Consider the following 26,674-nt stretch of genomic DNA (forward strand, 5'->3'; position numbering starts at 1 on the left):
TTTCCTATCATCTGATCCATTTCGTACTATAATCCACTTAACTTTACCAGTTTCTGTTTCACTCTGCCCGTCTCAGTGTTTACGCTTTCGTGACAGGTAGCAGAATCGTCGCAATGACGCCGCCTTCCGGCTGATTATCAATGAATAGCTTGCCTTCATGTGCTTCGACGAGTTCTCGACAAATCGATAGGCCGAGCCCTGTTCCACCCTTTCCTTTTTGCACTTGATAGAATTTTTCTGTGACGTGACGTAAGTGCTCTTTCGGAATCCCGGGACCTTCATCACTGAAGGAGAGGAACAATACACGCTCTGAACGAACGAGTCGAATGGTGATCGTGCCACCGACTGGAGAAAAGCGGATCGCATTATCAAGCAGGTTCAAGAAGACTTGTTTCAATCGGTTTTCGTCGTATAGACCGACGACTTGTGCCGGTAACTTCTGTACGATCTGGACATTTTTTTCTTCCAGCTTTTGACGCAGTTGCGCCGTCACGGTCTCGATGATTTCCGTCAAGTTGACTTCCTGACGGTATAAGACGAGCCGACTCGTCTCGAGTTTCGAGAAATCGAGTAACTGCTCAACGAGCGAAATCAAACGCTCCGTCTCCGAATGAATGATGCCCATCCCAAGCGACGCCTCTTCCGGCAACTGATCCTGTTCGACGAGTAACGTTTCACTCCAGCCTTTGATTGATGTCAGCGGTGTCCGTAATTCATGGGAGATACCAGAAATGAATTCATCTTTCAAAGTTTCCTGCTGTTTAATCTGTTGTCCCATATAATTGATCGTCCGCGCTAGTTCTCCAAGCTCGAACGAGTATTCTTCGTTCACCTTGACGTCGTAATGCTGTTTCGCGATTTGATCCGATGCACCGATGACTTCTTGAATCGGTCGGACGATCGACGAGACGAGACGTGAGGAATAGATGAAGGCAAGTCCCCAAATTACTGTACCCAGGAGGACGATCGCTAAACAAATTTCGATCACACGTCGATCGATTCGCTCAAGCGACGTCGTATAACGAAGCGCTCCCGTCGTCTGACCGAACGACACGACAGGTTCTGTTACTTCCAGTAAATGTTCTCCCGTCGCCTCATCGTCATATCGTTTCGTGACAGTCTGCCCCGCTCTTACTTGATTGATCGCCGCTCGCGTCAACTTACGTTCCGAGATGAATCCGGTCGAAGAGTAACGCGGAATCCCTGTCGCATCCAACACTTCGATCTCAGCGTCTGGATAAGCGTAAGAATCAAGTACGTCATGGATCGTCGCTTCTGAATCGGCGTAATCATAAGCAAGGCCACTATTCGCAAATAAGACAGCACTCGCATTCGCATGACGTTTCAAGACATCCGTCGCCGTCACGTAGTAATAGTTATAGGTCACGAACGAGAGGATCCCGATGACGAGTAAGACTGTCACCGTGATAATCGTCATGAACCGCATTAATATCTGGCGCTTCATTCTTCGTTACGCCACTTGTATCCATGTCCCCACAATGTCTCGATGAACTTCGGTTCCGCTGGATTTTCTTCGATTTTTTGACGAAGACGGCGAATGTTGACATCAACCGTCTTCCGATCACCAAAGTAATTCTCACCCCATACCGCATCGAGTAATTCATCTCGCGACATGACTTGATCTTCGTTTTTAATGAAGTGGCAAAGTAAATCGTATTCAGTTGGTGTCACTTCGACGTCGACACCTTCTTTTTGGACGCGCTTCGCGCCTAAATCAATCCGAAACGGTCCAGAGACGAGTTCACGTGGCTGTTTTCTGCGACGTAATGTCTCTACCCGTCGCAGGAGCGACTGGATGCGCGCGAGTAGCTCTGCTGGACTGAATGGCTTCGCGATGTAATCGTCTGCTCCTACGCTCAGTCCCATGACTTTATCCTCTTCTCGTGTCCGTGCTGTCAACATGATGATCCCGACGACTTCATCCTTTGCCCGCGCCTGTTCACAGACGGCAAAACCGTCGACTTCCGGCATCATGATATCGAGTAACAGAATATCGAAGGTTTGTTGATCAAACTGCGCAAGCGCTTCTTTCCCATTTTCCGCCTCGATGACATCATAGCCTGCTCGTTTCAAATTAATGACGATGAAACTGCGAATCGCATGTTCATCTTCGGCTACTAGTATTTTGGTCATTCTTTTCTCCCCCTGATTCTTTATTCCACGAGTGTGACACGATTGACGAACACTTCATAATCCTTCGTCGCATCAATCACATAGACATAATCGATACCTTCTTTGATTTTTCGTTTTTGGTCACTAGCAATGTATTGATTCTTCGGAATGACCTCTAATTCGAAATCAATCTGCTTCGTTTCTCGATTGATGAACCGAACACGATTTTCGCGTTTCTCGATCGTTTCACGCGTCGCCCAGTTGGCAGGGAACCGCATGACGAAATTGTATTCTTGATCGATGTACTGCTCTTCTCGCAATTCGAACCCACTCTCGAGAAATGGCGAATTATCTGACCCATTCCATGTGTAGTATGCCGTGATGCGTGGTTTCGGTTCACCCTCACGCCCTTTACTGCCTGCTGGCGTGTATTGATGACCAAACTCGATGATTCCGTCTTGATCGACATCTTTCGGGAAGGTATACATCGGTTCGATGATCTCATCGACCTGACCGAACCGAACCTGTTCCAATGTATCGTTCGCTAAACGGAATAATGCGATGTGCATTTTTGCATCTCGTGTATACGATACGATCAAGCCTTTATTCCGAGCGGCATTGATCGTATCGACTTCAAATAAATCATGTTCTGCGAATAAATCGCCATCCTGCGTTGAAAGTGTCGTCTCTTGGTGCTCTTTCGACAGGATGTCTTTATAATAGATCAAACGAGACGGACTGCCCTTTTGCAGAAGCACCATATCCCGCTCTCGATCTTGATTCAAGTCATCTACCGACAGACGATCATACCGATCGACTTTCGTGACGTCTCGTTGCTTCGATAGTAACTGTTCAATGATGTATAACGTATTTTCACCATAACTGGTAATACCGATGACCAGGTGGTTTTGTTTATGTCGTGCGTCAGTTATGACTTCGAGTCGATCGATGGCTCGACCGTCAGCTACCGTCTGTCGCGCCACGAGTCGCCATTTTTCGCCTTGTCGCTCATGGACGAGAAGATGAATCGTGAAGCGCCCGTCCTGCTCGCTGCGGTAGAAGGTGATTGCCTCATCTTTACCGTTTCGATCTAAGTCGACGAGTTCGTATAGGCGGGATACCGCTTGATTTCGTGGCGCCACGATCTCTGCCTGTTTCGGCAAATCGCGGTCAATCCGTTCTTTCAACGACTGCTCCCATGCCGGAAGGGACGGATGTTCGAGTAAAGAGGCGGGATGCGGAAACATCGTACTGCATCCTGCTAATAATAGACTTGATATGATCATGAAGAGATATTTCATAAAGTTGGAATCCTTTCCGTACGGGCTCTGTTTCCACTTTATCATACTCTCTTCGAGGAGAGTATATTGTCGAATGGGACACAAGTTGTTACGATATACAGATAATTGAAAGGGGTTTGAATGTATGACGTATAAAATGATTGTTCTCGATTTAGATGATACCTTGTTGACAAGTGACCATACGATTTCACCACGTACGAAAGAAGCTTTACTCGCTGCGCAGCGACGCGGGAAGAAGGTCGTGCTCGCTAGCGGTCGTCCGACTTTTGCCATGCTCGACCTCGCAAAAGAACTGGAACTCGCTCGCTATGGCAGTTACATCCTGAGCTTTAATGGCGCTTCAATCATTGATTGTAAAACGAACGAATCGCTCTTCCTCAGCACGCTTTCCCCGGAGACGGTCCACCGCCTCGACGATTTGAGTAAACGGGAAGGTGTCTACATCCACACGTATATCGGAGATGAAATCCTGACAGAACAACCAAACGAGTATACGACGCTTGAAGGACAACTGACAGGCATGGAAGTCATCCCTGTCGCTGATTTTAAAGCCGCGATTCAAACACCTGTCGTCAAGTGTTTGATGATGGCAGAAGAGACGCACCTCGCGCGCGTCGAACAGACGCTTCAACAGGAACTTGCGGGTGAACTTGCAGTAGCTCGCTCGAAGCCATTTTTCCTTGAATTCACGGAAGACGGTGTGACAAAAGGAACAAGCCTTGCCTTACTGTCTGAAAAACTAGGAATCGCTCAAGAAGAAGTCATTGCTTGTGGAGACGGTAACAACGATCTATCGATGATTGAATGGGCAGGTCTTGGTGTCGCGATGGCGAATGCAGCCGATACCGTCAAAGAAAAAGCACAGTATATGACCGCTTCGAACGATGAAGATGGTGTTGCTCTCGTCGTCGAAAAATTCATGATGGATGAGGAACCGGCGATCTCAAGCCGCTAAGTAACTCAAAAAGCGTGTGTTCCGCATTCAACGGGACACACGCTTTTAATTTACGACAAACACCAGTCGATCGGCTCTCTTCCCTGCTCTTTCAGCCAAGCATTCGTTTGCGAATACGGTTTACTACCGAAAAATCCACGACTTGCGGACAAGGGACTCGGATGGACAGCTTCAAGAACAAGATGACGATCCGTATCGATCAGCGTTTTTTTACTCTTCGCATGATTTCCCCAGAGGATGAATACGATTGGTTGTGTCTGTGTTCCTAATACTTCGATGACCCGATCCGTAAACGGTGCCCAACCTTTTTTAGCATGGGATCCCGCTTTCCCTTCTTCAACCGTAAGCGACGTATTGAGTAAGAAGACTCCTTGTCGTGACCATGCTTCGAGATTACCGGATGTCGGAGTCGGACAACCGATATCCGAGACGAGTTCCTTATACATGTTTCGAAGGGATGGAGGGATCGGCACTCCGTCATGCACGGAAAAGCTGAGTCCATTCGCCTGACGTGGACCATGGTAGGGATCTTGCCCTAAGATGACGCACCGGACATCTTCTGGAGCGACCGCATCGAACGCATGAAAGATCCGCTCTTTCGGAGGATAGACGGTCGTCGTTTGATAGGCTTCCTTCAAAAAAGCCCACAGTTCTTGAAAATAGGGTTTTTCCTTTTCTTCTTTTAACACGGTTTGCCAAGATGGATGCACGTGAATCCGCTCCTTTTTCAGTCTCAAGTCGCTGTTCGTCCGTCTTGATTCTGCTATGATGGATGATGAGGTGGAAAACTATGATTCAGACAAAACAAGTATTCGGACTACCATTCGTCGATGCGACACCTTCGCAATGGTATACCCATATTAAAACAATCTTACACGAACGTGGAAAAGCCTTTCTTGTCACGGCGAACCCAGAGCTCGTGTTGCGTGCATTGCGCGAACCTTCTTACGATGCCATCTTACGACGGGCGACGTTCATTACACCAGACGGAATCGGTGTGACGGCTGCCAGTAAACGGATGGGCGCACCGCTCACTGCGACATTGCCAGGAATCGAGACCGCACGTGAACTATTGCGGACGGCAGACGCACTCGAGAAGCGTGTCTTTTTACTCGGTGGACGTCCGGAAGTCATGAAATCGTTGATTCGTCAGTTATCGATTCGGTTTCCGAATATCCACTTCGTAGGAACGTTTCATGGTTTTGGAAAGACAGAAGAAGCAACGCAAGCCATTACAGAAGCAGACGCTGATCTTGTTCTCGTCGCACTCGGTGCACCGAAACAAGAAGAATGGATCGCTTCCGTCTATGATCACGTCGATCATGGCATCTTCATCGGTGTCGGTGGTGCGTTCGACGTTTGGTCAGGACACAGTAAACGTGCGCCTAAATTATTTCGTCGACTGAAGCTAGAGTGGCTGTATCGCATCTCGACGCATCCTCGTGGTTTTGAGAAACTTAAAGACTTGTTGTTCTTCGTAACGCTTGTACTTCGCAAAAAATCAACGCTCTCTTGAGTGCACACAAAAAGGGCTGACTTAAAAAATGACGCGTCCTTTCACGCCCTTTCCTCAGGCGAGACACAAGCCAGTTTTTCCGCTTCATTCAAGCAGAAAAACGGGTCTTGTTTGTCTCTGACAGCGCAAAATCGCGCTTTTCCTGTAGGAGTGGCGTATGACGTGTCATTCTTTTTATCTCTAGAAAAAGGATAATCAGAGAATCGTTTTGTTCACTCGACATCGCTTCCTAGGGAAAACAAGCAAGAGCGACCCTGCAACGAAGTGAAGCGGCGCGATGCTTGTCCCAGGAAAACGATGCGAGATGAACAAAAAAGCGCAATCTTTCTCGTTAAGAGAAAAATTACGCTTTGTCTCCAGTCTCAAGGCTCCCGACACGGCGGGAGCCTTTTTGACGCTTATCTTATGCGTTGACAGTCGAGAATGAACGACCGAGTTCTTTCGCTTTAGCGATTGCTGCTTCTTTGATTTCTTCTGCTTTTTCTGGGTTCATTGCCATACCTTCGATGAAGAGTGCATCGTAGTCTGTTACACCAGTGAAAGCAAGCGCTTGACGGAGGTAGTCATCACCGAAGTTGAGACCAGATCCTGTGTAGACGCCACCTGTTGCTTGGATGTGGAGTGCTTTTTTGCCTTCCATCAAGCCTTTTGGACCTTCTGCAGTATAAGCGAATGTTTTACCTGCAAGAAGAACGCTGTCGATGTACATTTTGAGACGCGCTGGGAAAGAGAAGTTCCACATTGGTGTGACGAAGACATACTCATCTGCTTCCATGTATTGCTCGAGATGTTTTGTCATCGTACCGACTTTTGCGATCTCCACTTCTGTTAACTCTTCGCCTGTTGCGAATTTGCCCCATGCGCTTAGAACATCTGTATCGATTTCTTGAACTGTTTCGTTATATAGATCAAGAACTTCTACTTCAGCTGAAGGATTCGCTGCTTTGTAGCTTTCGAGGAATGCTTCACCGACTTGAAGGCTGAAAGAGTGTTCTGTAGCTTTCGGGTTAACAGTTACATAAAGTAATTTAGTCATTATTATTTCTCCCTTTTATTTAAAGTAAATTCTGTAACTAAACATACCAACCACCTTTTCGTTTGTCAATTAGTTTGACTTCCAAACGAATAAAAAAAAGCTCAAGTCCGTGACCTGAGCTTTCTTGATCTTATGAGTGCTAATTCTTACACATTTTCGAGCGGCGTATAATGTTCGGCTCGTAAACCGATTCGTTTCAACTGATCAATCAACTGTTCCTTTTCAGAAACCGACAAATCGTTAAATAAGTCTGCTAAAAAGGCTTCATGTTTCGGGAATGTCTCTTCCATTAGTTCGCGTCCAGCTTCCGTTAATGTCCCAAACGTGACACGACGATCCGTCGCACATGATTTTCGCGCAATCAACCCACGCTTTTCAAGTTTATCCACGACATACGTCACACTTCCGCTCGTTAATAGAATCTTATCGCCAATTTGTTGTAGAGGCGTGTCCCCTTTGTGGTACAGCAATTCAAGAACTCCGAATTCCGATAAATTCAACTGATGTGTTTTGATGTCTGCCTTCACTTGCTCCGTCACCGCATGCATCGTCCGAGATAGAACAACGAGCATTTTTAATGCCAGCTTCGAGTCTGTCGATTCCATTTTACGTTCGCCCCTCTTTGTGTTGTATCGTCACAATCATAGACTTCTTTGTCTAACTGGTCAATTCTTGCTGAATTTTTCCAATCGATCCACTGCTCAAAAATAGTTCTTGCCGTGAAACGCGTTTCATAGCCTATCGTCTTGATATACACTAAAAAGGAGGTAATCATCATGTCGATTCATACACGGTTAACACAACTGTTTAAACGAAATGTTGCTTTTGAGTGGGCCATCGAACAATTGCATACACCAGCAGGCTATTATTTGTGTCAGCACACGTTGGTCGATCAATACCCTGATTTGTCTCCTCAAGAAAAAATAAGACTGCTCTCAAAAATCAATGAATTGGCTGAGCAGACAGCTCCATTCTCGGCTCCCGTCTCTCGACAGGATTGGCGCCGACTTGAACGACGATTATCTCGTAAGATGTAATCCAGGAGGGATGCGCGATGACGAACATCCGAGACTTGGCACGTGAAGCCAACGTGTCCGTTACGACAGTCTCACGTGTACTAAATGATCATCCTTACGTTGCGAACGAGAAGCGACAAGCTGTTCGAGAAGCTATCGAAAAACTCGGATATATCCGTAATCAGACTGCTGTCCATCTATCGACGGGTATGACAAAAACGGTCGGAGTCATGCTTCCGTTCGTTGATCATCCATATCACGCTGCCATTCTTCAAGGTATCGCGCAAGCCGCCTTTGACGCGAGCTATCGGTTCTTGACGTGGCAAACGAATTATGTGGAAACGCATGAGCAACTGGCACTGGATGCGCTGGCGCAACAGGAAATCGACGCACTCATCGTCGTGTCGCACAGTCTTCCCTTATCAGCGATTTTATCGTATGAACAATATGGTCCGATCGTCTTTTGTGAACATCATGAAGATGTCGCTGCCGTCTATATCGATCACTATACGGCCTTTCAACAAGGACTTGCACATCTACGACAACAGGGACATACGAGCATCGGCATCTGTCTCGGACGACCGGACAGTACGAATAGCTTGGCGCGTAAACATGCGTATCAAGAGGTCGTACGTGACGAATTCGTCTATGAACAGACCTTGACGATTGAAGACGGTGCGACCGTCGCAAGACGCTGGATGCAACAAAAACAACGACCGACCGCTATCTTGACCGCAAGTGATCACGTGGCAGCGGGTCTCATCTTAGAACTCCGAAAACAAGGCTATCAGGTTCCTGGAGACCTGTCTGTCATTGGTTTTGATGGAAGTGAACTCGCTGAAGTCTTAGCGATGACGACGATCGCGATCCCTTATGCCACGATCGGGCGACATGCGTTTCAATTAACCGTCCGCGAAGATCTCGTTGCTCGTCCACAAATCGAAGTACCCTCGACGTTCATTGCTGGAACGACTGTTCTTCCTCATACTTGAATCCATATAAAAAAGCGACGAGTTCATCGATTTGAATTCGTCGCTTCGTTTTGTTTAAAGAGTTCCTGCCGCTACATACCGTGATCCCCAGTAGCCACCACGGAACGATTCTTTGACGACTCTTCCATAATACGAGTTCGCATTGATCATCGTACCACCATCGACAGCGATTCCAACGTGTTGAATCCCACTTCCATGTGTAAAGAAGACGAGATCACCAGCGCCTGGTGCCGTACGTTTTGTTGCTGAGTATTGAGCCGCTGCCGTACGTGGGAGTGATTTTCCTAGTGCTTGATAAACGTAGCGTGTAAATCCAGAGCAATCAAAGCTAACAGGACCTGTCGCACCAAAAACATAAGGACGTCCTTTGAGACCTTCTGCTACCGAAACGATCGTTGATCCTGTTTTACTAAGACCTTTCGTCGCTTTAGTGTTATATGCTTTCGTGTATGTAGAAGCGATATATGCTGATTTTCCTTGATGACGGATTTGATACCATTCTTTGACCTGACCTACGACGGTTACAGCTTGTCCAAGTTTCAATTGCCCGACTCGTTTACTCGATACAGCAGCTTTTGCACGAATATTTAGCACATCCACTGACACCACTACTTTTTTACTTGTTGCAGCTTGCGTTGATGCTGGGACGAGTGTCCAACTACTGATGAGTAACGTTAAGGTTAACAAAACACGAGTGACAGCTTTCATCGATTCATTCTCCTCTTATGTATGAATGTTTTTTACGTCTGAATTGTCAGATAATTTCTGTATTTATCCTATCATGTTCCAGATTTTCATCATGTTACAATTCTTTAACGCTAATTCTTTTTCGTAATACTTTTGTAACAAAATAAAAAAACAGGCTGTAGAACGGCTTAGGATAGCCATTTCTACATACCTGTCAGTTTGAGTCATTTAATCGTTTTTTCAAGAATCAATTGACTTCTTTTTACGGAAACGTGCTAAGAATTCATAGACGATTGGCACGATGAGGAGTGTCAACAACGTCGAACTCGTCAGTCCACCGATGACCGTCACACCTAACCCTTTTGAAATCAATGCGCCACCTTCGAGTCCAAGCGCAAGTGGTGCAAGTGCACCAATCGTCGCAAGTGCCGTCATCAAGATCGGACGTAAACGTGTACCTGCTGCATCGAGTAGTGCTTCACGCGTCGATAAACCTTCCGCTTCTTTATGAATGACACGGTCGATCAAGACGATCGCATTCGTCACGACGATTCCGATCAACATCAACGCACCAATCAAGGATGACACAGAAATCGTCTCTCCTGTAATCAACAGGGCAACCAGTCCACCGATGATGGCGAATGGAAGTGAGAACAAGATGACGAGTGGTGTCAATGCTCCTCCAAACGTAATGACGAGGACAAGATAGACGATCGCTACAGCTGCTGCCATTGCTAGACCAAGTTGTGTGAACGACTCTTGGATCTGCTCCGTGACTCCGCCTTGCTCATACGAGACGCCTGTCGGACGATCAATGTTTTTGACGGACTTTTCAATCGCTTGAGAAGCCTCGGTTGCTTTATCCGTTTTTAGTTCTGCTGTAACGGTAGCGACGAGTTTTCCATCACGTTCGTTGAGCGAATCAGGAGTCGTTCCTTTCTTCACTTCAACAAAATCGGACAGTTTGCGCACGCCAAGCGGTGTCACGACATCCGTCTCTTCCAAATCTTGAACGGAATCGTATGTCGTTTGTTCGTTTGGAACGATGACATCGAGTTCCTTCCCATCTACCTTAATAGTAGAAAGTGGTTTTTCTTCTCCTTGGACATTAGCAATGCCCTGCGCAAGTTGTGCTGTTGAAACGCCGAATTCAGCCGCTTTTTGCTGATCGACTTCGAACGTATATTGCGTATACGCTTCTTTTAAATCTGTCGTTACTTTTCGAACATACTTCGACTCACCTTCGATAGCATCGACGAATTTCGGTGTTACTGCTTCTAAATCTTCAATATTATTCGCAAAGATAGAGTACGAGACGCCTGACGAAGCTGCGCCACCACTAAAGTCTTGCTCTTTCCATTCTCCTGTCGGAATGTCAGCATTCAGCTGTTTGATGGCTGTCTGTTTAACATCTGCAAAATCTTCCGTGTCTGGATCGTATTGGACGATGAAGACCCCTTGTTTCGTATTCCCTGGATTCAATGGATTTTCTCCACCGACAGTAAATTGAAGATTATCGATATTTTTTTGTTTGTTGAAATAATCTTCTGCTTGATCAGCTGCTTTTAACGAATCATCCAGCGTTTGACCAGGTTTTGGATTGTACGTGACGTAGAGTGTCTTTTCTCCTTCTTGATTCAAGAAGTTGACACCAATCGTTGGTACGAGAGCAAAACTACCGATCAATAGCAAGACTGAAAGACCAAAGACGATGAGTTTATGGTTGAGAGACCAATTCAGCATACGGCGATATCCATTCGCCAACTTTCCGCCCTCTTCTTTTTCCGGTTTTGGTGCTTTACCACGCTTAAAGAGCGAATCAGCGAACATCGGAACGACCGTAACCGCAACGATCAAGGACGCGAACAGTGCAAAGACGACTGTCAAAGCGAATGGTAAGAAGAGCTCACCAACGAATCCCGTAACGAACCCGAGTGGTAAGAAGACCGCGATCGTAACGACTGTCGACGAAGCGATTGGAATGAATACCTCTCGTGTTGCACTGATGATCAGTTCTTTTCCTTTTAACTTTTCCGTCGGATCCGTCAAACGGCGATAAATATTTTCGATGACGACGATGGAATCATCAACGACTCGACCAATCGCGACCGTCATCGCTCCGAGTGTCATGATGTTTAAGGAAATATCCATCTGCTTCAACACAAGAATGGCCATCAGAAGCGATAATGGAATCGAAATAACAGCGATGATCGTTGATTTAATGTTTCGTAAGAACAGCAAGATGATGACGATCGCAAATAACGCACCAATCAATGCTTTACTGATCATCGTCGAAACAGATTCCTCAATTGGTTTTCCTTGATCAAGTGTCACAGATGCATTGACCGAACCGTTTTCTTTTTCAAAGTCTTTGATTGTCTGCTTGACTGCATTGACGACATCGACTGTATTCGCATCTTGCGACTTCGTTACTTGAACCCCAATCGATCGTTCACCATTCGAACGCGAGATTGATTCCTCGATCCCTTTATCTTCAATCGTCGCGACTTGTGACAACGTGACAGTTGGTACTTGCGTTGGTGCCGTCTGTGTTGCCTGATCTGACGCCGCACCTGTCGATGGTGTCGTTTGGGATGCTGCAGGGGCTGACGATGGAGCTTGTCCTGCTTGTCCTGCTTGTCCTGCTTGTCCTGCTTGTCCTGCTTGTCCTGCTTGTCCTNNCAGGAGTATTCGATGCTGGTGGTGTATAGGGGAGACGAAGATCTTTTAATTCCTTGACCGTCGTTGCTTTTCCATCTAATACGACTGCTTGTTCCTTATCCCCCAACTCGTATAAGCCAAGCGCTAAACGGGAATCATTAGCTTGAATCAATTGTTTCGCATTCTCTTCGGTTAAACCGTAACGTTCGAGTTTTTTCTCATCGAAGCGAATTTCGATCCGGCGAATCTCTTGACCCGCGACTTGAACCGTCTGCGCCCCTTCGATTCCTTCAAGCTTCGGTTGAAGTTCATTTTCAACGAGTTTCGTCAACTCAGACAGGGAACGCTCCTTATCCGAAACGGCAAAACCGATGACCGGGAATGCATCAAAGGAAATCCGTGATACTTGTGGTTCCTGAACACCTTCCGGTAATTCGACATTTGAAAGAGCTTCTTTTACTTTTTGCTCGGCTTCTTCCATATCCGTACTGAAGTTATAGTCGATTTGTAGGTTCGATGCATTTTGGAAGGACGTCGAGCGTACAGTATCGACTCCTGATAAATTTTCGACCTTACTTTCAAGTTCTCGACTGACTTCATCTAGAACCTGTTCTGGTGTAGCACCTGGATAAATCGTCGTCACCGACACGGTCGGTGTCGTGATGTCTGGCAATGTCTCGAGCTTCATCGATGTTCCCGCATAAATACCGGCAACCGTGATGATGATCGTCATGAGCCAGAGGGCAAACTTATTGTTCACCGAAAATTGGATGATCTTTTTCATCGTATGGTTCTCCCTCACTCTTCAATTTGTTTATCTAGTCGTCGTGCACGTTCTATTAATTGCTGAATTAATCGTTGTCGCACATTTGGAGACGGTGCACCGAACTGAAAATGCTCCGACAATTTCAAACCGTCTAATGTAAAGCGAATCGACAATACTTCAACCGGATCCATCTGTTCTGTCAGTTGGCGAAAGAACTGCTCCGCTTGTCGCTTTCGTTCCTCGACGAACGTCGCATGATCCTTTAATAAGGACAACAAGTAAAGAAGCGCGTCCATGTCGAGATGGAACTCCTCTTGTTGCTGGATTTGCAACGTCACGAACGCTTCCATCGGTCCCATCGTCAACTGATGCTGTTCATATAGTTCAAATTGTCGTGCTTCTTGCGCCTCGATGACCCCCATTAATAAAGCTTCCTTCGAAGCGAAATGATACAATAGTCCACCTTTTGAGACATTTGCTTGTTTCGCTACTTCTTCAAGCGTCAATTGGGTGAATCCTTGTTGCAAAATGATCGTCGTCGTGGCTGCAAGAATCCGACGACGAGTCTCTTGCGCTTTTGCACTGGCCAATAGTCTCCCCCTTCCCTCATATTTACTGTACCGTCTGGACGGTTTCTTTTTACAGTGTACGAATTCTTATTTGAAGATGCAATCGCTTTGTTTATGTTTCACGTGAAACTTTCGTGAACGAAAAAAAAGACTGACTCAAATGTCAGTCTCTACAAAGATAAGGATGTGAAAAGACGCGTCATTCTTTTTGAGTCAGCCTCTTTTGAATCCATTATTCGTCTGCTTCGCGTGAACTCTCTCGTAGTGCCGCTTGCATCGTATCGAATAAGTGACGCTCTCGTAGCACTTGGACGCCACGATCCGTCGGTCCACCAGGTGCCGCAACATCGGCAATCAGACGATCCGTACTTGCGTCGGAGCGCATGAGAATTTCAGCTGAACCTTTCATCGCTTGAGCAACGATTCGACGTGCATTTCCTTCTTCAAAACCAGCATCCGTCAAAACCGGCACCATACCAGCTACGACTTCATAGAAGAAAGCAGGACTACATCCAGCTGCCGCCATGAATGCAGGCATCGTCGATTCATTTGCTTCCGCAATTTCTCCGACACGTCCAAATAATGCCTCGACTACACTTCGGATCTCTTCATTCACGCGTGAGCCGAACCATAGTCCAGTCATTCCTAAACGGTGTGCGACTGGGGTATTTGGCATGGCAGCAACTGTCGGACGTTTTGCCAACTGTTCGATTTCATATGGTGTAATATGTGCAGCAATCGAAACGATCGTCTGATTCGTCCATTGTTGATTCGCTACATAGTCGAGTACACCATCGGGTTGCATGCCCAGCATGACGAGATCGTATAAGGAGACGTCCTCCTGCTCGACCGTTTGAACGCCGTGTCGCGCTGCGACTTCTGTCAAGCGTATCCCGCCACTCCGATTCGTCATCGTGATATCTTCTCGTGCAAATCCAGAAGCGACCCATCCTTGAACGAGTGCCTCACTCATCGCACCGGCTCCTACTATTAATAGTTTCATCATCTATCCTTCCTTTCCCTCAAAAAAAGACCAGTCATGAACTGGTCTTGTGCGGGTCCATTATACACGAACGGCTAAATCTTCGACAGCAACGACTCGAAGTCCCTTATCGTCAAGTTTCTTAACGATTTTTTTCTTTGTCTTCTCGTCACAATCCGTCGGTAATGTAATCAATACACGACGCATGACGCTACTCTTCGCATCGAGTGTCATCAGACTCGCGACCGTTGAATATTTGTTGACGATCTTCGAGATCTTCTCAAGTGCCCCTTTTTGTTCACTTAGGGCTACTGTCAGGACGTAACTTCCAGAATCACGGTTCCATGCTTCTTCAAGCATTCCAAGCATTTTTCCGTGTGGCAGGATACCGAAGAAATGACCGTCATCATTTAAGACCGCGATATACGGTAATTCCTTGATTGAGAAGAAGACTTCAAAGAAATTACTTCCTGTATAGATGTATTTGGATGTATTCTTAATCAGCGACATGACGTTGTCGTCTAAGCTGCCACCATTCATCCCATGCCGATAGATGTGCATCTTATAGATGTTCCCTTTAAAGTCCTGTCCTGATTGGTCAAGGACCGGGACACAGCGGTATCCGGTTTTTTCAAGTGTGTCGAGTGCTTCACGAATCGTCGCTGTCTCGGAAATCGTGACACATTGATGCTTCGGAATACATAAACTTTGTACGAGCATAATAAAATCCTCCTCTTTTACCTAATTACGCAGACTTAATCATATCATTCGATTTTCATGCGCCATATCCTCTTTTCCCACTTCTGATGCGCTTTTATTCTTACAATCACAAGACAATCCCTTGCAATCACAACGTAATCCAACTCATTTCAATCAAGTACACTTCACTTTTACCATTGTCAGACAATTTATTAAATCTACAATCACTTCCGTATTAAGATTTATTAAGATTTCGTAAAGACGCTTCATAAATGTATTCTTTTACAATACCGTCTGCTACAATCGAACTCGTGAAGTTACTTCACTATTCTATTCTTGTTCTTAATATGGAGGCAGAAGAAATGTTTAGTAAAAAACAAGATCCATTCGCAGTGAAATTATCCGAAATCGCAGGACACTTAAAAACGACTTCGCAATTCTTCGTTGACTTTAAAATCAACGGCATCGCGGATGTAAAAGAATTTGCACATAAAGTAAAAGACTTCGAAACAGCTGGGGACGATTTGATGCACCAGTTGATCATCGACTTGAACAATGCGTTCATCACGCCGATCGACCGTGAAGACTTACTCGCACTTGCTAACGCACTTGATGACGTCTTAGACGGTTTTGAAGAATGTTCAGCGATCTTCGAAATCTACAATATCGTTCAAGCAGACGAGCACATGATAAAGTTCGTCGATGAAATCAACATCGCTGTCACAGAACTCGCGATGTCAATGGATCTTCTTGTTGCACGTAAATTGCAACCGATGCGTGAACACGTCATCAAAATCAAAGAACAAGAGACGATTTGTGATAACCTACGCCGTAAATCGATCAAAGCATTGTTCGCAACAGAAACAGATCCAATTAAAATCATCCAATATAAAGAAATCTATGAATCGCTCGAATCAATCGCGGACTACTGCCAAGATGCAGCTAACGTCATTGAAACGATCATCATGAAAAACGCTTAAGTGAGGAGCTAACGAGATGGATAGCCTGTTTATCATCACCGCCATAATCGTGATTCTCGCACTTAGCTTCGACTTCATCAACGGTTTCCACGATACAGCGAACTCGATCGCGACTTCGGTGTCGACTCGTGCGTTGAAACCACGTCATGCCATCATCTTGGCTGCATCGATGAACTTCCTAGGTGCAATCACGTTCACTGGAGTCGCAAAAACGATCTCTGGTGACATCGTTGACCCGTCAACACTTGAACATGGTAGCTACGTCGTTATCGCTGCCTTGATTTCAGCCATTGCCTGGAACCTTTTGACTTGGTACTTCGGTATTCCGTCAAGTTCTTCGCATACACTGATCGGTTCGATTGCTGGTGCTGCTGTTGCCTCTGTCGGATTCGGAGGAATCGAAGCAAAAGGCTTCTTGAAAATCGTTCAAGCCTTGCTCATTTCACCAGTGCTCGCATTCACACTCGGTTTCATCGTTTATGCAATCTTTAAAGTCATCTTCAAAAAAGGAAACTTGGCGAAGACGAATCGTCGCTTCCGTCATGTTCAAATTGCAACCGCTGCTTTGCAGTCGTATACACACGGTACGAACGACGCACAAAAAGCGATGGGGATCATCACGCTTGCTTTGATCTCATCTGGTTATCAAACAGATCACGAAGTTGCGACTTGGGTTAAACTCTCATGTGCGATCGCAATGGGTCTCGGAACATCTGTAGGTGGATGGCGGATCATCAAGACCGTCGGTGGTCAAATCATGAAAATCCGTCCGGTCAACGGGGTTGCAGCTGACTTAACATCAGCAGCGATCATCTTTGGAGCGACAGCGATTCATCTTCCGGTTTCGACGACACACGTCATCTCTTCTGCCATCTTGGGTGTAGGTACATCACACCGTAAGAAAGGTGTAAAGTGGGGAACAGCACAGCGCATGCTCATTACATGGGTCATCACATTGCCAATTTCGATGGCTTTCGCTGCCTTGATCTACTATATTCTCGACTTCTTATTCATTAAATAAGTACTTGCCCCGCCTACTCAAAACAGGTGGGGTTTTGTGTACGTCAGAAGCGTCGATAGTTGTTGTTTTTCCCATAATTCGCTATGATGAAGAACAAGAAGGATTGTCTATTTCTTTAGGAGGAATGCCCCATGACAAAACGTAAAGCCTTAACGATTGCTGGTTCCGACACGAGCGGTGGAGCTGGTATTCAAGCTGATTTGAAAACATTCCAAGAACTTGGTGTCTATGGAATGAATGCTTTGACGGTCATCGTCGCCCAAGACCCTGATCACTCTTGGCACCATGCGGTTTACCCAATCGACACAGAACTCGTCCGGACACAAATCCACACGGTCCTTGGAGGTATTGGTGTTGATGCGATGAAGACGGGTATGCTCCCGACTGTCGAAATCATTGAAGCCGTTGCTGAGAAAATCAAATCATCCGGCGTTCAAAACGTCGTGATCGATCCTGTCATGGTCTGTAAAGGCGAAGACGAAGTGCTGAACCCTGATACAGCAAACGCACTTCGTGATGTCTTGACACCACTTGCGACGGTCGTCACACCGAACGTCTTCGAAGCCGGACAACTGTCGGGTCTTGGTAAAACACCAGCAACGATCGACGAGATGAAACTTGCAGCAGCGCGGATTCATGAAAAAGGTGCGCAATACGTTCTTGTCAAAGGTGGCAGCAAGATTGACCATCCACAAGCAGTTGACGTGCTTTATGACGGAAAAGAGTTTATCCTGATTGAGGACGAACGAATCGAGACACCGTACACGCACGGTGCTGGCTGCACGTACTCTGCAGCAATCACGGCCGAACTCGCAAAAGGTGCATCAGTAGAAGCTGCTGTCCGTACAGCAAAATCTTTCATCACTTCCGCGATTCGTCATTCATTCCGTTTGAATGAATACGTCGGACCAACTGATCACGCTGCACATCGTACAGTCCAGTCTTGATCCGCTTAAGAAGTCCGCGATATCCGCGGACTTCTTTCTGTATAGGAGAGGAGAAAAGTTTATGCAAGCCATTGATGTACAAGAAATACAGCGTTATATCGACGAACATGCGAATACACCGTTATATGTACACGTCGAGACGACGAACGGTGCTTACGCGACGCACCAAGATCCAACTTTCCATAGCGCAGGGATGTTTTTCCGTAATGCGGAAATCACTTACGAACGTGGTCTGATCACAGGAAACGGACCTTACCGGATCGGTTTGAAACTTGCCCACGGCTGGTTATACGGTGAAGGATTGACTGACTTCGAATTTGCTGGGGAACAATTGTTGATTGCCGGTCACGATATCGAAGGACGTCTTGCGATTGCTTTTGAACTTAGCCCGACACCATTCGCTCAAGGTGCAGAGGAGGTAGACGCATGACACACGAAGATCATTTACTCGTCGTCTTCCCTCACCCGGATGACGAAGCTTTCAGTTCTGCCGGTACGATCATCGAACACGCTGAAAACCGTGGTCCTGTCACGTACGCTTGTCTGACACTTGGTGAGATGGGACGTAACATGGGACGTCCTGTCTTTACGAACCGTGAACAGCTCGCAACGATTCGTAAACGCGAGTTGATTGATGCTGCTGCAAAAATGAAGATTTCGGATCTCCAAATGTGGGGACTTCGTGATAAGACCGTTGAATTCGAGGATGAAGCAGCACTTGCTGACCGTATTCTTGCCTTGATTCAACAGACACGACCAACTCGTTTGATTTCGTTCTATCCGGGTTACGCGGTCCATCCCGATCATGAAGCGACAGCTCGCGCCGTCGTTCGTGCCCTTCGGATGATGGATCCTGCTGATCGCCCAGAGTTTCTTGCGGTCGCTTTCGCGAACAATACGAAAGAAGAGCTCGGGGAAGGAACGTTCATTCATGATGTCAGTGCCTATACGGATCAAAAGATCAAAGCACTCGAAGCGCATGCTTCACAAACAGGTGGTCTGATGAAAGTCATCTCGGAAGATTCGAACATTCGAGATCTACTCGTCAAAGAACGCTACTATCACTATCCACTTTAATCTTCTTGCAAGAGATGCGTACCGTCCGATCGACGATACGCATCTCTTTTTTTGTCTTCATCAGAAAACGTCGACTTTTTCAATGGCTTCTGCTAGTGTGAATAGTTGAGACTACGTCTCCGGAGTTCGTAACCTCCTCCGTTACAAAAACTAGGAATGGAAGTGTACATTATGAAAAACGAACGTGCTCTTGTCGTCTTTAGTGGCGGCCAAGACTCAACGACTTGTTTGTTTCAGGCACTGAAACAATACGAAGAAGTCGAAGTCGTGACGTTTAATTACGGACAACGTCATGCACAAGAACTCGAAGTCGCACGCGACATCGCCTCTGAGCTTGGTGTCAAACACCATGAGCTTGATCTCTCTCTTCTCAGTCAACTGACGAGTAACGCTTTGACTGACCACAGCCAAACCATCACGACGAATGAAGATGGTCTTCCTTCTACTTTTGTAGATGGACGAAATCACCTGTTTCTTTCGTTCGCAGCCGTCCTTGCGAAAGGACGCGGAATCCGTCATATCGTCACTGGCGTATGTGAAACGGACTTTTCCGGTTACCCTGACTGCCGTGATGCCTTCATCAAGTCACTCAACGTGACATTGAACCTTGCGATGGACTATCCATTCGTACTTCACACGCCACTCATGTGGCTCGACAAAAAAGAGACGTGGGCGCTTGCCGATTCGCTCGGTGCGTTTGATTTCGTTCGAAATCGCACGTTGACGTGTTACAACGGCGTCATTGGAGATGGTTGTGGCGAATGCCCAGCCTGTGAATTACGGAAAAATGGATTAGATGCATACATCAAGGAGGTTCAACACACATGACATTCAATTACGAAGCACCTGAAACGGTCGAGCGCCCGACTGGCGACTCGCTTATCTATACGAAATCCCGCGTCATGATCGTTAAAAAACTGACGTTCGACGCAGCACACCACCTATATGATTATGATGGAAAATGCCGTGCCCTTCACGGTCATACGTACCATGTCGATATGGGGATCAGTGGTTTTTTGGATCACCGCGGTATGACACTCGATTTTGGTGATCTCAAAAAAATCTTCAAAACACATCTCGAACCACTGTTGGATCACCGCTACCTGAATGAATCGTTACCATACATGAATACGACAGCTGAAAACATGGCGGCTTGGATTTTCGAGACGCTCGGACAACACCTTCCGGATGAGCGTGGACTTCGTGTCGAATTCGTCAAGCTCTATGAGACACCGACTGCTTTTGCTGAAGTCCGTCGTGAGTGGATGAACGAAGCATGAGTGCCTTAACGAAAACACCAAAAATTCCGGTTCTCGAGATTTTCGGACCAACATTTCAAGGAGAAGGACGATCGATTGGTCAAAAGACGATGTTCGTCCGGACCGGCGGTTGCGACTACTCCTGTTCGTGGTGTGACTCCGCCTTCACATGGGATGGTTCTGAAAAACCTGAACTCTTGACGGCAGAGACGATCATAGAACGTCTTGATGCACTCGGCTCTTACGGACATGTCACGATTTCTGGTGGGAACCCGTTACTTCATGCATCAATCGGCACACTGGTTGCGGCACTAAAAGAACGAAACATCACGATGTCCGTCGAGACACAAGGCTCCTACTGGCAAAATTGGTTGCTTGATATCGATGACGTCACACTTAGCCCTAAACCACCTTCAAGTGGGATGAAGATTGATTTCGATCGCTTGGATGTCTTTTTTAAACGTCTACCGGAACAACAGCGTGCCGTTAAAATCGTCATCTTTAATGAGGAAGACCTCGACTTCGCGGCGATGATTTCAGAACGATATGCGCTAAAGACGCTTTATCTATCGCTCGGTAATCCTGATCCGCACGAAGAAGGAACGATCGCTCCACGCATGCTACACGATTTAAAAACACTTTGGGAACGCGTCGCCCGTGATGAACGCTTCAATCATGCGCGCGTCCTACCACAACTACATGCCCTCGTTTTCGCGAACGATCGTGGCGTCTAAGGAGAAATGATTCATGCGACCTGAAGATTTAAACGACTTATCGTTACTCGGCCAAAAAGCCGTACCATATATTTTTGAATACCAACCTGAAGTTCTCGAAGCATTCCCGAATCGTCACCCAGAAAATGATTACTTCGTGAAATTCAACGCACCAGAGTTCACGAGTCTTTGTCCGATCACGAATCAACCGGACTTCGCGACGATTTACATCTCGTACATCCCAGACGAAAAACTCGTCGAATCAAAATCACTGAAGTTGTACTTATTCAGCTTCCGTAACCATGGTGATTTTCATGAGAACTGCATCAACGTCATCGGAAAAGATCTCGTGAAATTGATGGAACCTCGCTACCTTGAAGTATGGGGGAAATTCACGCCACGCGGTGGAATCTCGATTGATCCATACTACAATTACGGGAAGCCTGGTACAAAATACGAACAAATGGCAGAGCACCGTCTATTCAATCACGATCTCTATCCTGAAACGATCGATAATCGTTAAGACGACTAAAAGAGGAACAAGGGGAAATCCCCTTGTTCCTCTTTTTTGATGCTCATCAACTAGATGGAAGGTCGATCAAGGACGGGCTATCATGCTGACGGATGACCTCAGGTGGCCAGATATGCCGAATTAAGTGATCCGAAGGGACATGTAAGACACGGGCCAGTCGCTCAATCATTGAAAATGAGGGATGGGCAATGCTACTTTCAATACGCTGGATCATCTCAGGTGTCGTCTCAGTTAACTCTGCTAATGTATTTTGATCTAACTGATGACGTTCTCGTAATGTACGAATCCGCTGTCCGTACTGTCCGATCGGTTGAATCCCTTCTTTCATCCGCTTCAAACATCCTTTCTTCTTTTAAAACTAAACAACGTTCACTGTAGTCTTATTCCCACTTTTTTAAAATCTGAATACCTTTCCGAACTATCAATTTCTAATCAAAATAAAATTTCAAATATTTTTCTTGTAAAACACTAGCTTTTTAAAAAGTTATCGCTTACAATTCTATATGCAAACGGTTGCATTAATCGCTTACATTATTGCACTGTTCTTACACACATATTAGAGAAAAAGAGATACAAAAGGAGTGAATGATCTTGAAAAATGCTATTTCGTTCGATTTTTGGCAAAAACTCGGTAAAGCCTTGATGGTCGTCATCGCGGTTATGCCTGCTGCAGGAATCATGATTTCGGTCGGGAAACTGATCGGCATGTATGGAGGCGATATCGCGTTAATGCAAACGATTGCTCGAATCGTTGAAGATTTAGGTTGGGCCATCATTACGAACCTTCATGTCTTATTCGCCGTCGCGATTGGTGGGTCATGGGCAAAAGAACGTGCTGGTGGTGCGTTCGCAGCGTTACTCGCCTTCATTTTGATCAACCGTGTCACAGGAGCTATCTTCGGTGTCAACGCTGACATGATCGCGGACCCAAAAGCAACGGTCGATTCATTGCTTGGTTCTGAGCTCATCGTAAAAGATTATTTCACTTCAGTTTTAGGGGCACCTGCTCTCAACATGGGAGTATTCGTCGGAATCATCTCTGGTTTCCTTGGTGCCGTTCTCTTTAATAAATTTTATAACTTCAGTAAATTGCCAGATGCGCTTGCATTCTTCAACGGAAAACGTTTTGTACCATTCGTCGTCATTGGTGGATCAGTCGTTGCAGCATTCGCCTTATCACTCGTTTGGCCGTTCGTTCAAGGCTTATTGAATGACTTCGGTCGCTGGATTGCCTCTTCACGTGATTCTGCACCGATCATTGCACCGTTCGTATACGGTACACTCGAGCGTCTATTACTTCCGTTCGGTCTTCATCACATGTTGACTGTCCCGATGAACTACACGGAACTCGGTGGAACGTACAAAATCCTGACAGGTGCTGCTCAAGGATCGACGGTTGCTGGTCAAGATCCGCTTTGGTTAGCTTGGATCACTGACCTCGTTAATTTAAAACAAGCCGGTAACACACAAGGATACAATGACTTAATCAACAGTGTCGTTCCTGCTCGTTTTAAAGAAGGACAAGTCGTCACATCACTTGCTTCATTGATCGGTATCGCTGTCGCAATGTACATGTCAGTTGATGAAGATAAGAAGAAAGCATACAAACCTGTCTTCTTATCTGCTGGACTTGCAGTTTTCTTGACAGGTGTCACGGAGCCAATCGAATTCATGTTCATGTTCATCGCTCCTGTTCTTTACGTCATCTATGCTGTGCTCACGGGTGTTGCTTTCGCACTAGCAGATGTCATGCATCTTCGGATTCACGCATTCGGTGCGATCGAACTCTTGACGCGGATTCCATTGATTGCAAAAGCTGGATTAATTGGTGATTTAATTCGTTTCATCGGTGTCTGTGTGTTCTTCTTCTTCTTGAACTTCTTCACGTTCCGTTTCGTCATCAAGAAGTTCAACTATGCGACACCAGGTCGTAACGGGAACTATCTTGACGATATCAACGTATCTACAACTGAAGCTTCAGGTGAGGCTGCTGCGACATCAGCTCCTGCCGACGGTTCGCAAGCTTCACAAATCATCGATTTGCTTGGTGGACAGCAAAACATCGAGGACGTCGATGCCTGCATGACGCGTCTTCGTGTCACTGTCAAAGATCCAGCGCTTGTTGCAAAAGAAGCAGACTGGAAAGCAAACGGTGCACTTGGTCTGATCCTTAAGAACAATGGCGTGCAAGCCATCTACGGTCCAAAAGCCGATATCTTAAAATCAGATATCCAAGACCGGATCGGCGCATAAACCTGCGAGATTAGGGAACTACCTAAAGGTGAAGCTCTTTTATAAGAGTTTCACCTTTCTTATTTGAAAAATCAGGAGGACCACTCATGCGTCTACTCACACTAAACTGTCATTCGTGGCAGGAAGAACAGCCACTCGAAAAATTAAACCAGATCGTTCAACAAATTCTCGCTCAAGATTATGATGTCGTCGCACTGCAAGAAGTGAGTCAATTGATGGATACACCCATCGTCTATGATGATGTGCGCAACGATAACTTTGCCTATTTGATCCAGCAAGCGTTAAAAGAACAAGGTCAAACCTACTCCCTCGTCTGGGATTTTGCTCATATCGGCTATGATAAGTATGAAGAAGGACTCGCTCTTTTGACGAAACACCCAATCTTAAAATCGGACAGTTATTATGTCAGCCGCAGTCAAGATACATTCGATTGGAAATCGCGAAAAATCGTCCGTGCGACGATCCAAGTCGACGGTACACCGATTACGTTCAATACATGCCATCTTGGCTGGTGGGCAGATGAAGTCGAACCGTTCCAGGAACAATTCAATCATTTGATGGCCCGGATGGATCCACTCGAATGGACATTCTTCCTCGGTGATTTCAACAACGATGCCTTAGAACGAAATACAGGTTATGACTATATGATGCAACGAGGATTACACGACGTCTTTCTGCTAGCTAAGGAAACGGTCGGAATTGAGACGATCAATGGCAACATCGATGGATGGGAAGACAATCAACAAGGATTGCGGATCGATCTCGTCTTATCGAATCGGAAAATTGACGTCGAACGCGTCGGGGTCGTGTTCGATGGGATTCACGGTCCCGTCGTTTCCGATCACTACGGTGTTGAGGTCGATATTCAGATTCAAAAAAATGAACATTAAGTATTGACAACGCTTTCTTTTCTCCTTTAAGATGAAATCAAATCAATAGTGCGGATTGTGACAGTACGGCTGGCAAGACCGAAATGACACCTCGTTAGGAGAGGTGTTGTTCGGTCTTGCCTTTTTTTGTCTCATTCAGCACGTTTCATGAAAAAGGAGGACTTTTCCGATGGATTATCAACAAACTGCTAAACGTGTGCTCGAACTCGTCGGTGGACGCGAGAACATCATCACTGCTGCTCACTGCGCGACGCGTTTACGTCTTGTCTTGCATGATGAATCAAAGGTCGATCAAGCAGCACTTGAAGACTTAGATGGTGTCAGCGGCGCCTTCTCAAGTTCTGGTCAATACCAAATCATCTTTGGAACCGGTACCGTCAACAAGGTATTTGCTGCGTTTGCACCACTTGCCGGTGTAAAGGTCGATGGAGAAGAACCACTCGACGTTAAAAAGGCTGCATCGCAAAAATTAAATCCGTTCGCCCGTCTTGCCCGCTCGCTCTCGAACGTCTTCGTTCCACTCATTCCGGCAATCGTCGCAGCCGGTCTCTTGATGGGATTACTCGGTATGATCAAGGCCTTCGGTTGGGTTGACGGTGATTCACCGATCGTCCAACTACTGGATATGTTCTCGTCTTCTGCCTTCATCATCCTACCGATCCTGATCGGTTTCTCGGCAGCCCGTGAATTCGGTGCGAACCCGTACCTCGGTGCCGTCATCGGGGGGATCATGACACACCCGTCCCTCTTAAACCCTTGGACGCTCGGTAATAGTGATCCGGAAGTCATGAAGTTCCTCGGAATGAACATCGAGTTGATCGGTTATCAAGGAACGGTCTTCCCGGTTCTCTTAACCGTTTGGGTCATGGCAAAGATTGAACAACAAGTCCGGAAACGGACACCCGAAACGCTTGACTTACTCGTGACACCGTTCGTTACGGTTCTCGTCACTGGATTCCTGGCATTGATCGTCATTGGTCCGATCGGAACGTTACTCGGAAAAGGCATTTCATTCGTACTCGTCTTCTTCTATGAACAGTTCTCAGTCGTCGCCGGTCTTCTCTTCGGTGGACTTTATTCGACAATCGTCATCACAGGGATGCACCATAGTTTCCATGCTATTGAAGCAGGGTTACTTGCAGATAAGAGTATCGGAAAGAACTTCCTCTTACCGATTTGGTCGATGGCGAATGTCGCTCAAGGTGGTGCCGGACTTGCCGTTTACTTCTTGACGAAGAACGTTAAACTCAAAGCACTCGCCCTACCGTCTGCGTTCTCAGCATTTCTCGGAATCACAGAACCCGTCATCTACGGTGTCAACTTACGTCTTGGAAAACCATTCATCGGTGGTGCCATTGGTGGTGCGATCGGTGGCGGTTATGTCGTCTTGACACAAGTCGCTGCGAACGCTTATGGATTAACTGGAATTCCGATGATTGCGATCGTCGCGCCACTCGGTGCGTCAAACTTGATCAACTATCTCGTCGGGTTCGCCATTGCAGTCGTCACTGCTTTCATCTCGACTGTCGTCTTGATGCGTCTCGATGCACGGAAACAAAAAGAAACGGACGTTGCTGCTTAATCCTTCATGCGACCAAACCGAGTCCTCGGGCTCGGTGGTCGCATTTGTCGGTTCGCAAAGCGCTGAAGTTCGCTTTATAATAAAAGAAAAGATCGGAAAGGAGGACG

General features: G+C 46.3%; 28 protein-coding genes and 1 pseudogene. 16 read left to right on the forward strand and 13 right to left on the reverse strand.

All coding sequences use genetic code 11. The annotated features are described in order from the left end of the window. Window positions 1-79: 79 nt before the first annotated feature. The 3 genes from ASF99_RS14460 to ASF99_RS14470 are packed head-to-tail and all read right to left on the reverse strand — an operon-like array spanning window position 80 to window position 3,380. The gene (locus ASF99_RS14460) at window positions 80-1,465 is read right to left on the reverse strand and encodes a sensor histidine kinase (protein WP_023469703.1); all 1,386 of its coding nucleotides are present in this window, start codon (window positions 1,463-1,465) and stop codon (window positions 80-82) included. Then, window positions 1,462-2,154, reverse strand: coding sequence for a response regulator transcription factor (locus tag ASF99_RS14465; RefSeq protein ID WP_023469704.1), 693 nt, complete (start codon window positions 2,152-2,154; stop codon window positions 1,462-1,464). Before ASF99_RS14465 ends, ASF99_RS14460 begins: the two co-directional genes overlap by 4 nt. A gap of 20 nt (window positions 2,155-2,174) precedes the next feature. Continuing rightward, window positions 2,175-3,380 (reverse strand): hypothetical protein, encoded by a 1,206-nt coding sequence (locus ASF99_RS14470; protein WP_235515954.1) that lies wholly within the window; start codon window positions 3,378-3,380, stop codon window positions 2,175-2,177. Between the two features lie 178 nt (window positions 3,381-3,558). Here ASF99_RS14470 and ASF99_RS14475 point away from each other — a divergent pair, with 178 nt between their 5' ends. Next, on the forward strand, window positions 3,559-4,389 hold the full coding sequence (locus ASF99_RS14475) for a Cof-type HAD-IIB family hydrolase (protein WP_023469706.1): 831 nt from the start codon (window positions 3,559-3,561) through the stop codon (window positions 4,387-4,389). A 50-nt stretch (window positions 4,390-4,439) separates the two neighbouring features. Here ASF99_RS14475 and ASF99_RS14480 read toward each other — a convergent pair whose 3' ends face one another. Further along, entirely contained in the window at window positions 4,440-5,099 is a 660-nt protein-coding gene (locus tag ASF99_RS14480; RefSeq protein ID WP_174316705.1) for a uracil-DNA glycosylase, read from the reverse strand. A gap of 80 nt (window positions 5,100-5,179) precedes the next feature. Here ASF99_RS14480 and ASF99_RS14485 point away from each other — a divergent pair, with 80 nt between their 5' ends. Continuing rightward, window positions 5,180-5,905, forward strand: coding sequence for a WecB/TagA/CpsF family glycosyltransferase (locus ASF99_RS14485; protein ID WP_023469708.1), 726 nt, complete (start codon window positions 5,180-5,182; stop codon window positions 5,903-5,905). A 403-nt stretch (window positions 5,906-6,308) separates the two neighbouring features. Here ASF99_RS14485 and ASF99_RS14490 read toward each other — a convergent pair whose 3' ends face one another. Beyond that, a complete protein-coding gene (locus ASF99_RS14490; protein ID WP_023469709.1) occupies window positions 6,309-6,941 on the reverse strand; it encodes an NAD(P)H-dependent oxidoreductase in 633 nt (210 codons plus the stop codon). Window positions 6,942-7,087: 146 nt separating this feature from the next. Then, window positions 7,088-7,546 (reverse strand): MarR family winged helix-turn-helix transcriptional regulator, encoded by a 459-nt coding sequence (locus ASF99_RS14495; protein WP_023469710.1) that lies wholly within the window; start codon window positions 7,544-7,546, stop codon window positions 7,088-7,090. 171 nt (window positions 7,547-7,717) lie between these two features. Here ASF99_RS14495 and ASF99_RS14500 point away from each other — a divergent pair, with 171 nt between their 5' ends. Then, a complete protein-coding gene (locus ASF99_RS14500; protein ID WP_023469711.1) occupies window positions 7,718-7,978 on the forward strand; it encodes a hypothetical protein in 261 nt (86 codons plus the stop codon). Window positions 7,979-7,995: 17 nt separating this feature from the next. Then, window positions 7,996-8,949 (forward strand): LacI family DNA-binding transcriptional regulator, encoded by a 954-nt coding sequence (locus ASF99_RS14505; RefSeq protein WP_023469712.1) that lies wholly within the window; start codon window positions 7,996-7,998, stop codon window positions 8,947-8,949. Window positions 8,950-9,003: 54 nt separating this feature from the next. Here the strand turns inward: ASF99_RS14505 and ASF99_RS14510 are convergent, their stop codons facing one another. The 6 genes and pseudogenes from ASF99_RS14510 to cbpA all read right to left on the reverse strand — a co-directional run bounded on the left by ASF99_RS14510 (window position 9,004) and on the right by cbpA (window position 15,334). Then, entirely contained in the window at window positions 9,004-9,657 is a 654-nt protein-coding gene (locus tag ASF99_RS14510; protein WP_055969605.1) for a C40 family peptidase, read from the reverse strand. A gap of 219 nt (window positions 9,658-9,876) precedes the next feature. Then, window positions 9,877-12,316, reverse strand: a 2,440-nt coding sequence (locus ASF99_RS14515) for an efflux RND transporter permease subunit (RefSeq protein ID WP_235515955.1), incomplete at its 5' end; no start/stop codon positions are given. 2 nt (window positions 12,317-12,318) lie between these two features. Continuing rightward, a pseudogene (locus tag ASF99_RS17630) lies at window positions 12,319-13,081 on the reverse strand (efflux RND transporter permease subunit); the annotation flags it as partial. 14 nt (window positions 13,082-13,095) lie between these two features. After that, window positions 13,096-13,653 carry a TetR/AcrR family transcriptional regulator gene (locus tag ASF99_RS14520; RefSeq protein ID WP_055969608.1) on the reverse strand — a complete coding sequence of 186 codons (558 nt, stop codon included), beginning with the start codon at window positions 13,651-13,653 and terminating at the stop codon, window positions 13,096-13,098. A 211-nt stretch (window positions 13,654-13,864) separates the two neighbouring features. Then, window positions 13,865-14,635: a pyrroline-5-carboxylate reductase family protein gene (locus tag ASF99_RS14525; protein ID WP_023469716.1), complete on the reverse strand. Its 771-nt coding sequence runs from the start codon at window positions 14,633-14,635 to the stop codon at window positions 13,865-13,867. 60 nt (window positions 14,636-14,695) lie between these two features. Beyond that, window positions 14,696-15,334, reverse strand: coding sequence for a cyclic di-AMP binding protein CbpA (gene cbpA / locus ASF99_RS14530; RefSeq protein WP_023469717.1), 639 nt, complete (start codon window positions 15,332-15,334; stop codon window positions 14,696-14,698). Between the two features lie 341 nt (window positions 15,335-15,675). On the opposite strand from cbpA, the gene ASF99_RS14535 reads away from it, so the two are divergent. The 9 genes from ASF99_RS14535 to queF all read left to right on the forward strand — a co-directional run bounded on the left by ASF99_RS14535 (window position 15,676) and on the right by queF (window position 21,833). After that, entirely contained in the window at window positions 15,676-16,293 is a 618-nt protein-coding gene (locus tag ASF99_RS14535) for a DUF47 domain-containing protein (RefSeq protein WP_023469718.1), read from the forward strand. A gap of 16 nt (window positions 16,294-16,309) precedes the next feature. Further along, window positions 16,310-17,314 (forward strand): inorganic phosphate transporter, encoded by a 1,005-nt coding sequence (locus tag ASF99_RS14540; protein WP_023469719.1) that lies wholly within the window; start codon window positions 16,310-16,312, stop codon window positions 17,312-17,314. A gap of 131 nt (window positions 17,315-17,445) precedes the next feature. Further along, window positions 17,446-18,261, forward strand: coding sequence for a pyridoxine/pyridoxal/pyridoxamine kinase (gene pdxK / locus ASF99_RS14545; protein WP_023469720.1), 816 nt, complete (start codon window positions 17,446-17,448; stop codon window positions 18,259-18,261). Window positions 18,262-18,322: 61 nt separating this feature from the next. After that, window positions 18,323-18,691, forward strand: coding sequence for a YojF family protein (locus ASF99_RS14550; RefSeq protein WP_023469721.1), 369 nt, complete (start codon window positions 18,323-18,325; stop codon window positions 18,689-18,691). Further along, a complete protein-coding gene (gene bshB2 / locus ASF99_RS14555; RefSeq protein ID WP_023469722.1) occupies window positions 18,688-19,338 on the forward strand; it encodes a bacillithiol biosynthesis deacetylase BshB2 in 651 nt (216 codons plus the stop codon). The genes ASF99_RS14550 and bshB2 overlap by 4 nt, the downstream gene beginning before the upstream one ends. A gap of 171 nt (window positions 19,339-19,509) precedes the next feature. Beyond that, window positions 19,510-20,166, forward strand: a complete 657-nt coding sequence (queC, locus tag ASF99_RS14560; protein WP_023469723.1) for a 7-cyano-7-deazaguanine synthase QueC — start codon at window positions 19,510-19,512, stop codon at window positions 20,164-20,166. Continuing rightward, window positions 20,163-20,618 carry a 6-carboxytetrahydropterin synthase QueD gene (gene queD, locus ASF99_RS14565; protein WP_023469724.1) on the forward strand — a complete coding sequence of 152 codons (456 nt, stop codon included), beginning with the start codon at window positions 20,163-20,165 and terminating at the stop codon, window positions 20,616-20,618. The genes queC and queD overlap by 4 nt, the downstream gene beginning before the upstream one ends. Beyond that, window positions 20,615-21,331, forward strand: a complete 717-nt coding sequence (queE, locus tag ASF99_RS14570) for a 7-carboxy-7-deazaguanine synthase QueE (RefSeq protein ID WP_023469725.1) — start codon at window positions 20,615-20,617, stop codon at window positions 21,329-21,331. The genes queD and queE overlap by 4 nt, the downstream gene beginning before the upstream one ends. A 13-nt stretch (window positions 21,332-21,344) precedes the next feature. Beyond that, window positions 21,345-21,833 carry a preQ(1) synthase gene (gene queF / locus ASF99_RS14575; protein ID WP_023469726.1) on the forward strand — a complete coding sequence of 163 codons (489 nt, stop codon included), beginning with the start codon at window positions 21,345-21,347 and terminating at the stop codon, window positions 21,831-21,833. A 55-nt stretch (window positions 21,834-21,888) separates the two neighbouring features. Here the strand turns inward: queF and ASF99_RS14580 are convergent, their stop codons facing one another. Further along, a complete protein-coding gene (locus ASF99_RS14580; RefSeq protein WP_023469727.1) occupies window positions 21,889-22,170 on the reverse strand; it encodes a helix-turn-helix domain-containing protein in 282 nt (93 codons plus the stop codon). Window positions 22,171-22,427: 257 nt separating this feature from the next. Between ASF99_RS14580 and ASF99_RS14585 the strand changes: the two genes are divergently transcribed. From ASF99_RS14585 to ASF99_RS14595, 3 genes are all read left to right on the forward strand, one after another. Beyond that, complete coding sequence (locus ASF99_RS14585) at window positions 22,428-24,095, forward strand: PTS transporter subunit IIBC (protein ID WP_023469728.1); 1,668 nt, start codon at window positions 22,428-22,430, stop codon at window positions 24,093-24,095. An 86-nt stretch (window positions 24,096-24,181) separates the two neighbouring features. Beyond that, entirely contained in the window at window positions 24,182-24,985 is an 804-nt protein-coding gene (locus ASF99_RS14590; protein ID WP_023469729.1) for an endonuclease/exonuclease/phosphatase family protein, read from the forward strand. A gap of 169 nt (window positions 24,986-25,154) precedes the next feature. Continuing rightward, on the forward strand, window positions 25,155-26,567 hold the full coding sequence (locus ASF99_RS14595; protein ID WP_023469730.1) for a sucrose-specific PTS transporter subunit IIBC: 1,413 nt from the start codon (window positions 25,155-25,157) through the stop codon (window positions 26,565-26,567). Window positions 26,568-26,674: the final 107 nt, after the last annotated feature.

Origin of the sequence: Exiguobacterium sp. Leaf187 (assembly GCF_001423925.1) — a bacterium.
Classification (GTDB): domain Bacteria; phylum Bacillota; class Bacilli; order Exiguobacteriales; family Exiguobacteriaceae; genus Exiguobacterium_A; species Exiguobacterium_A indicum.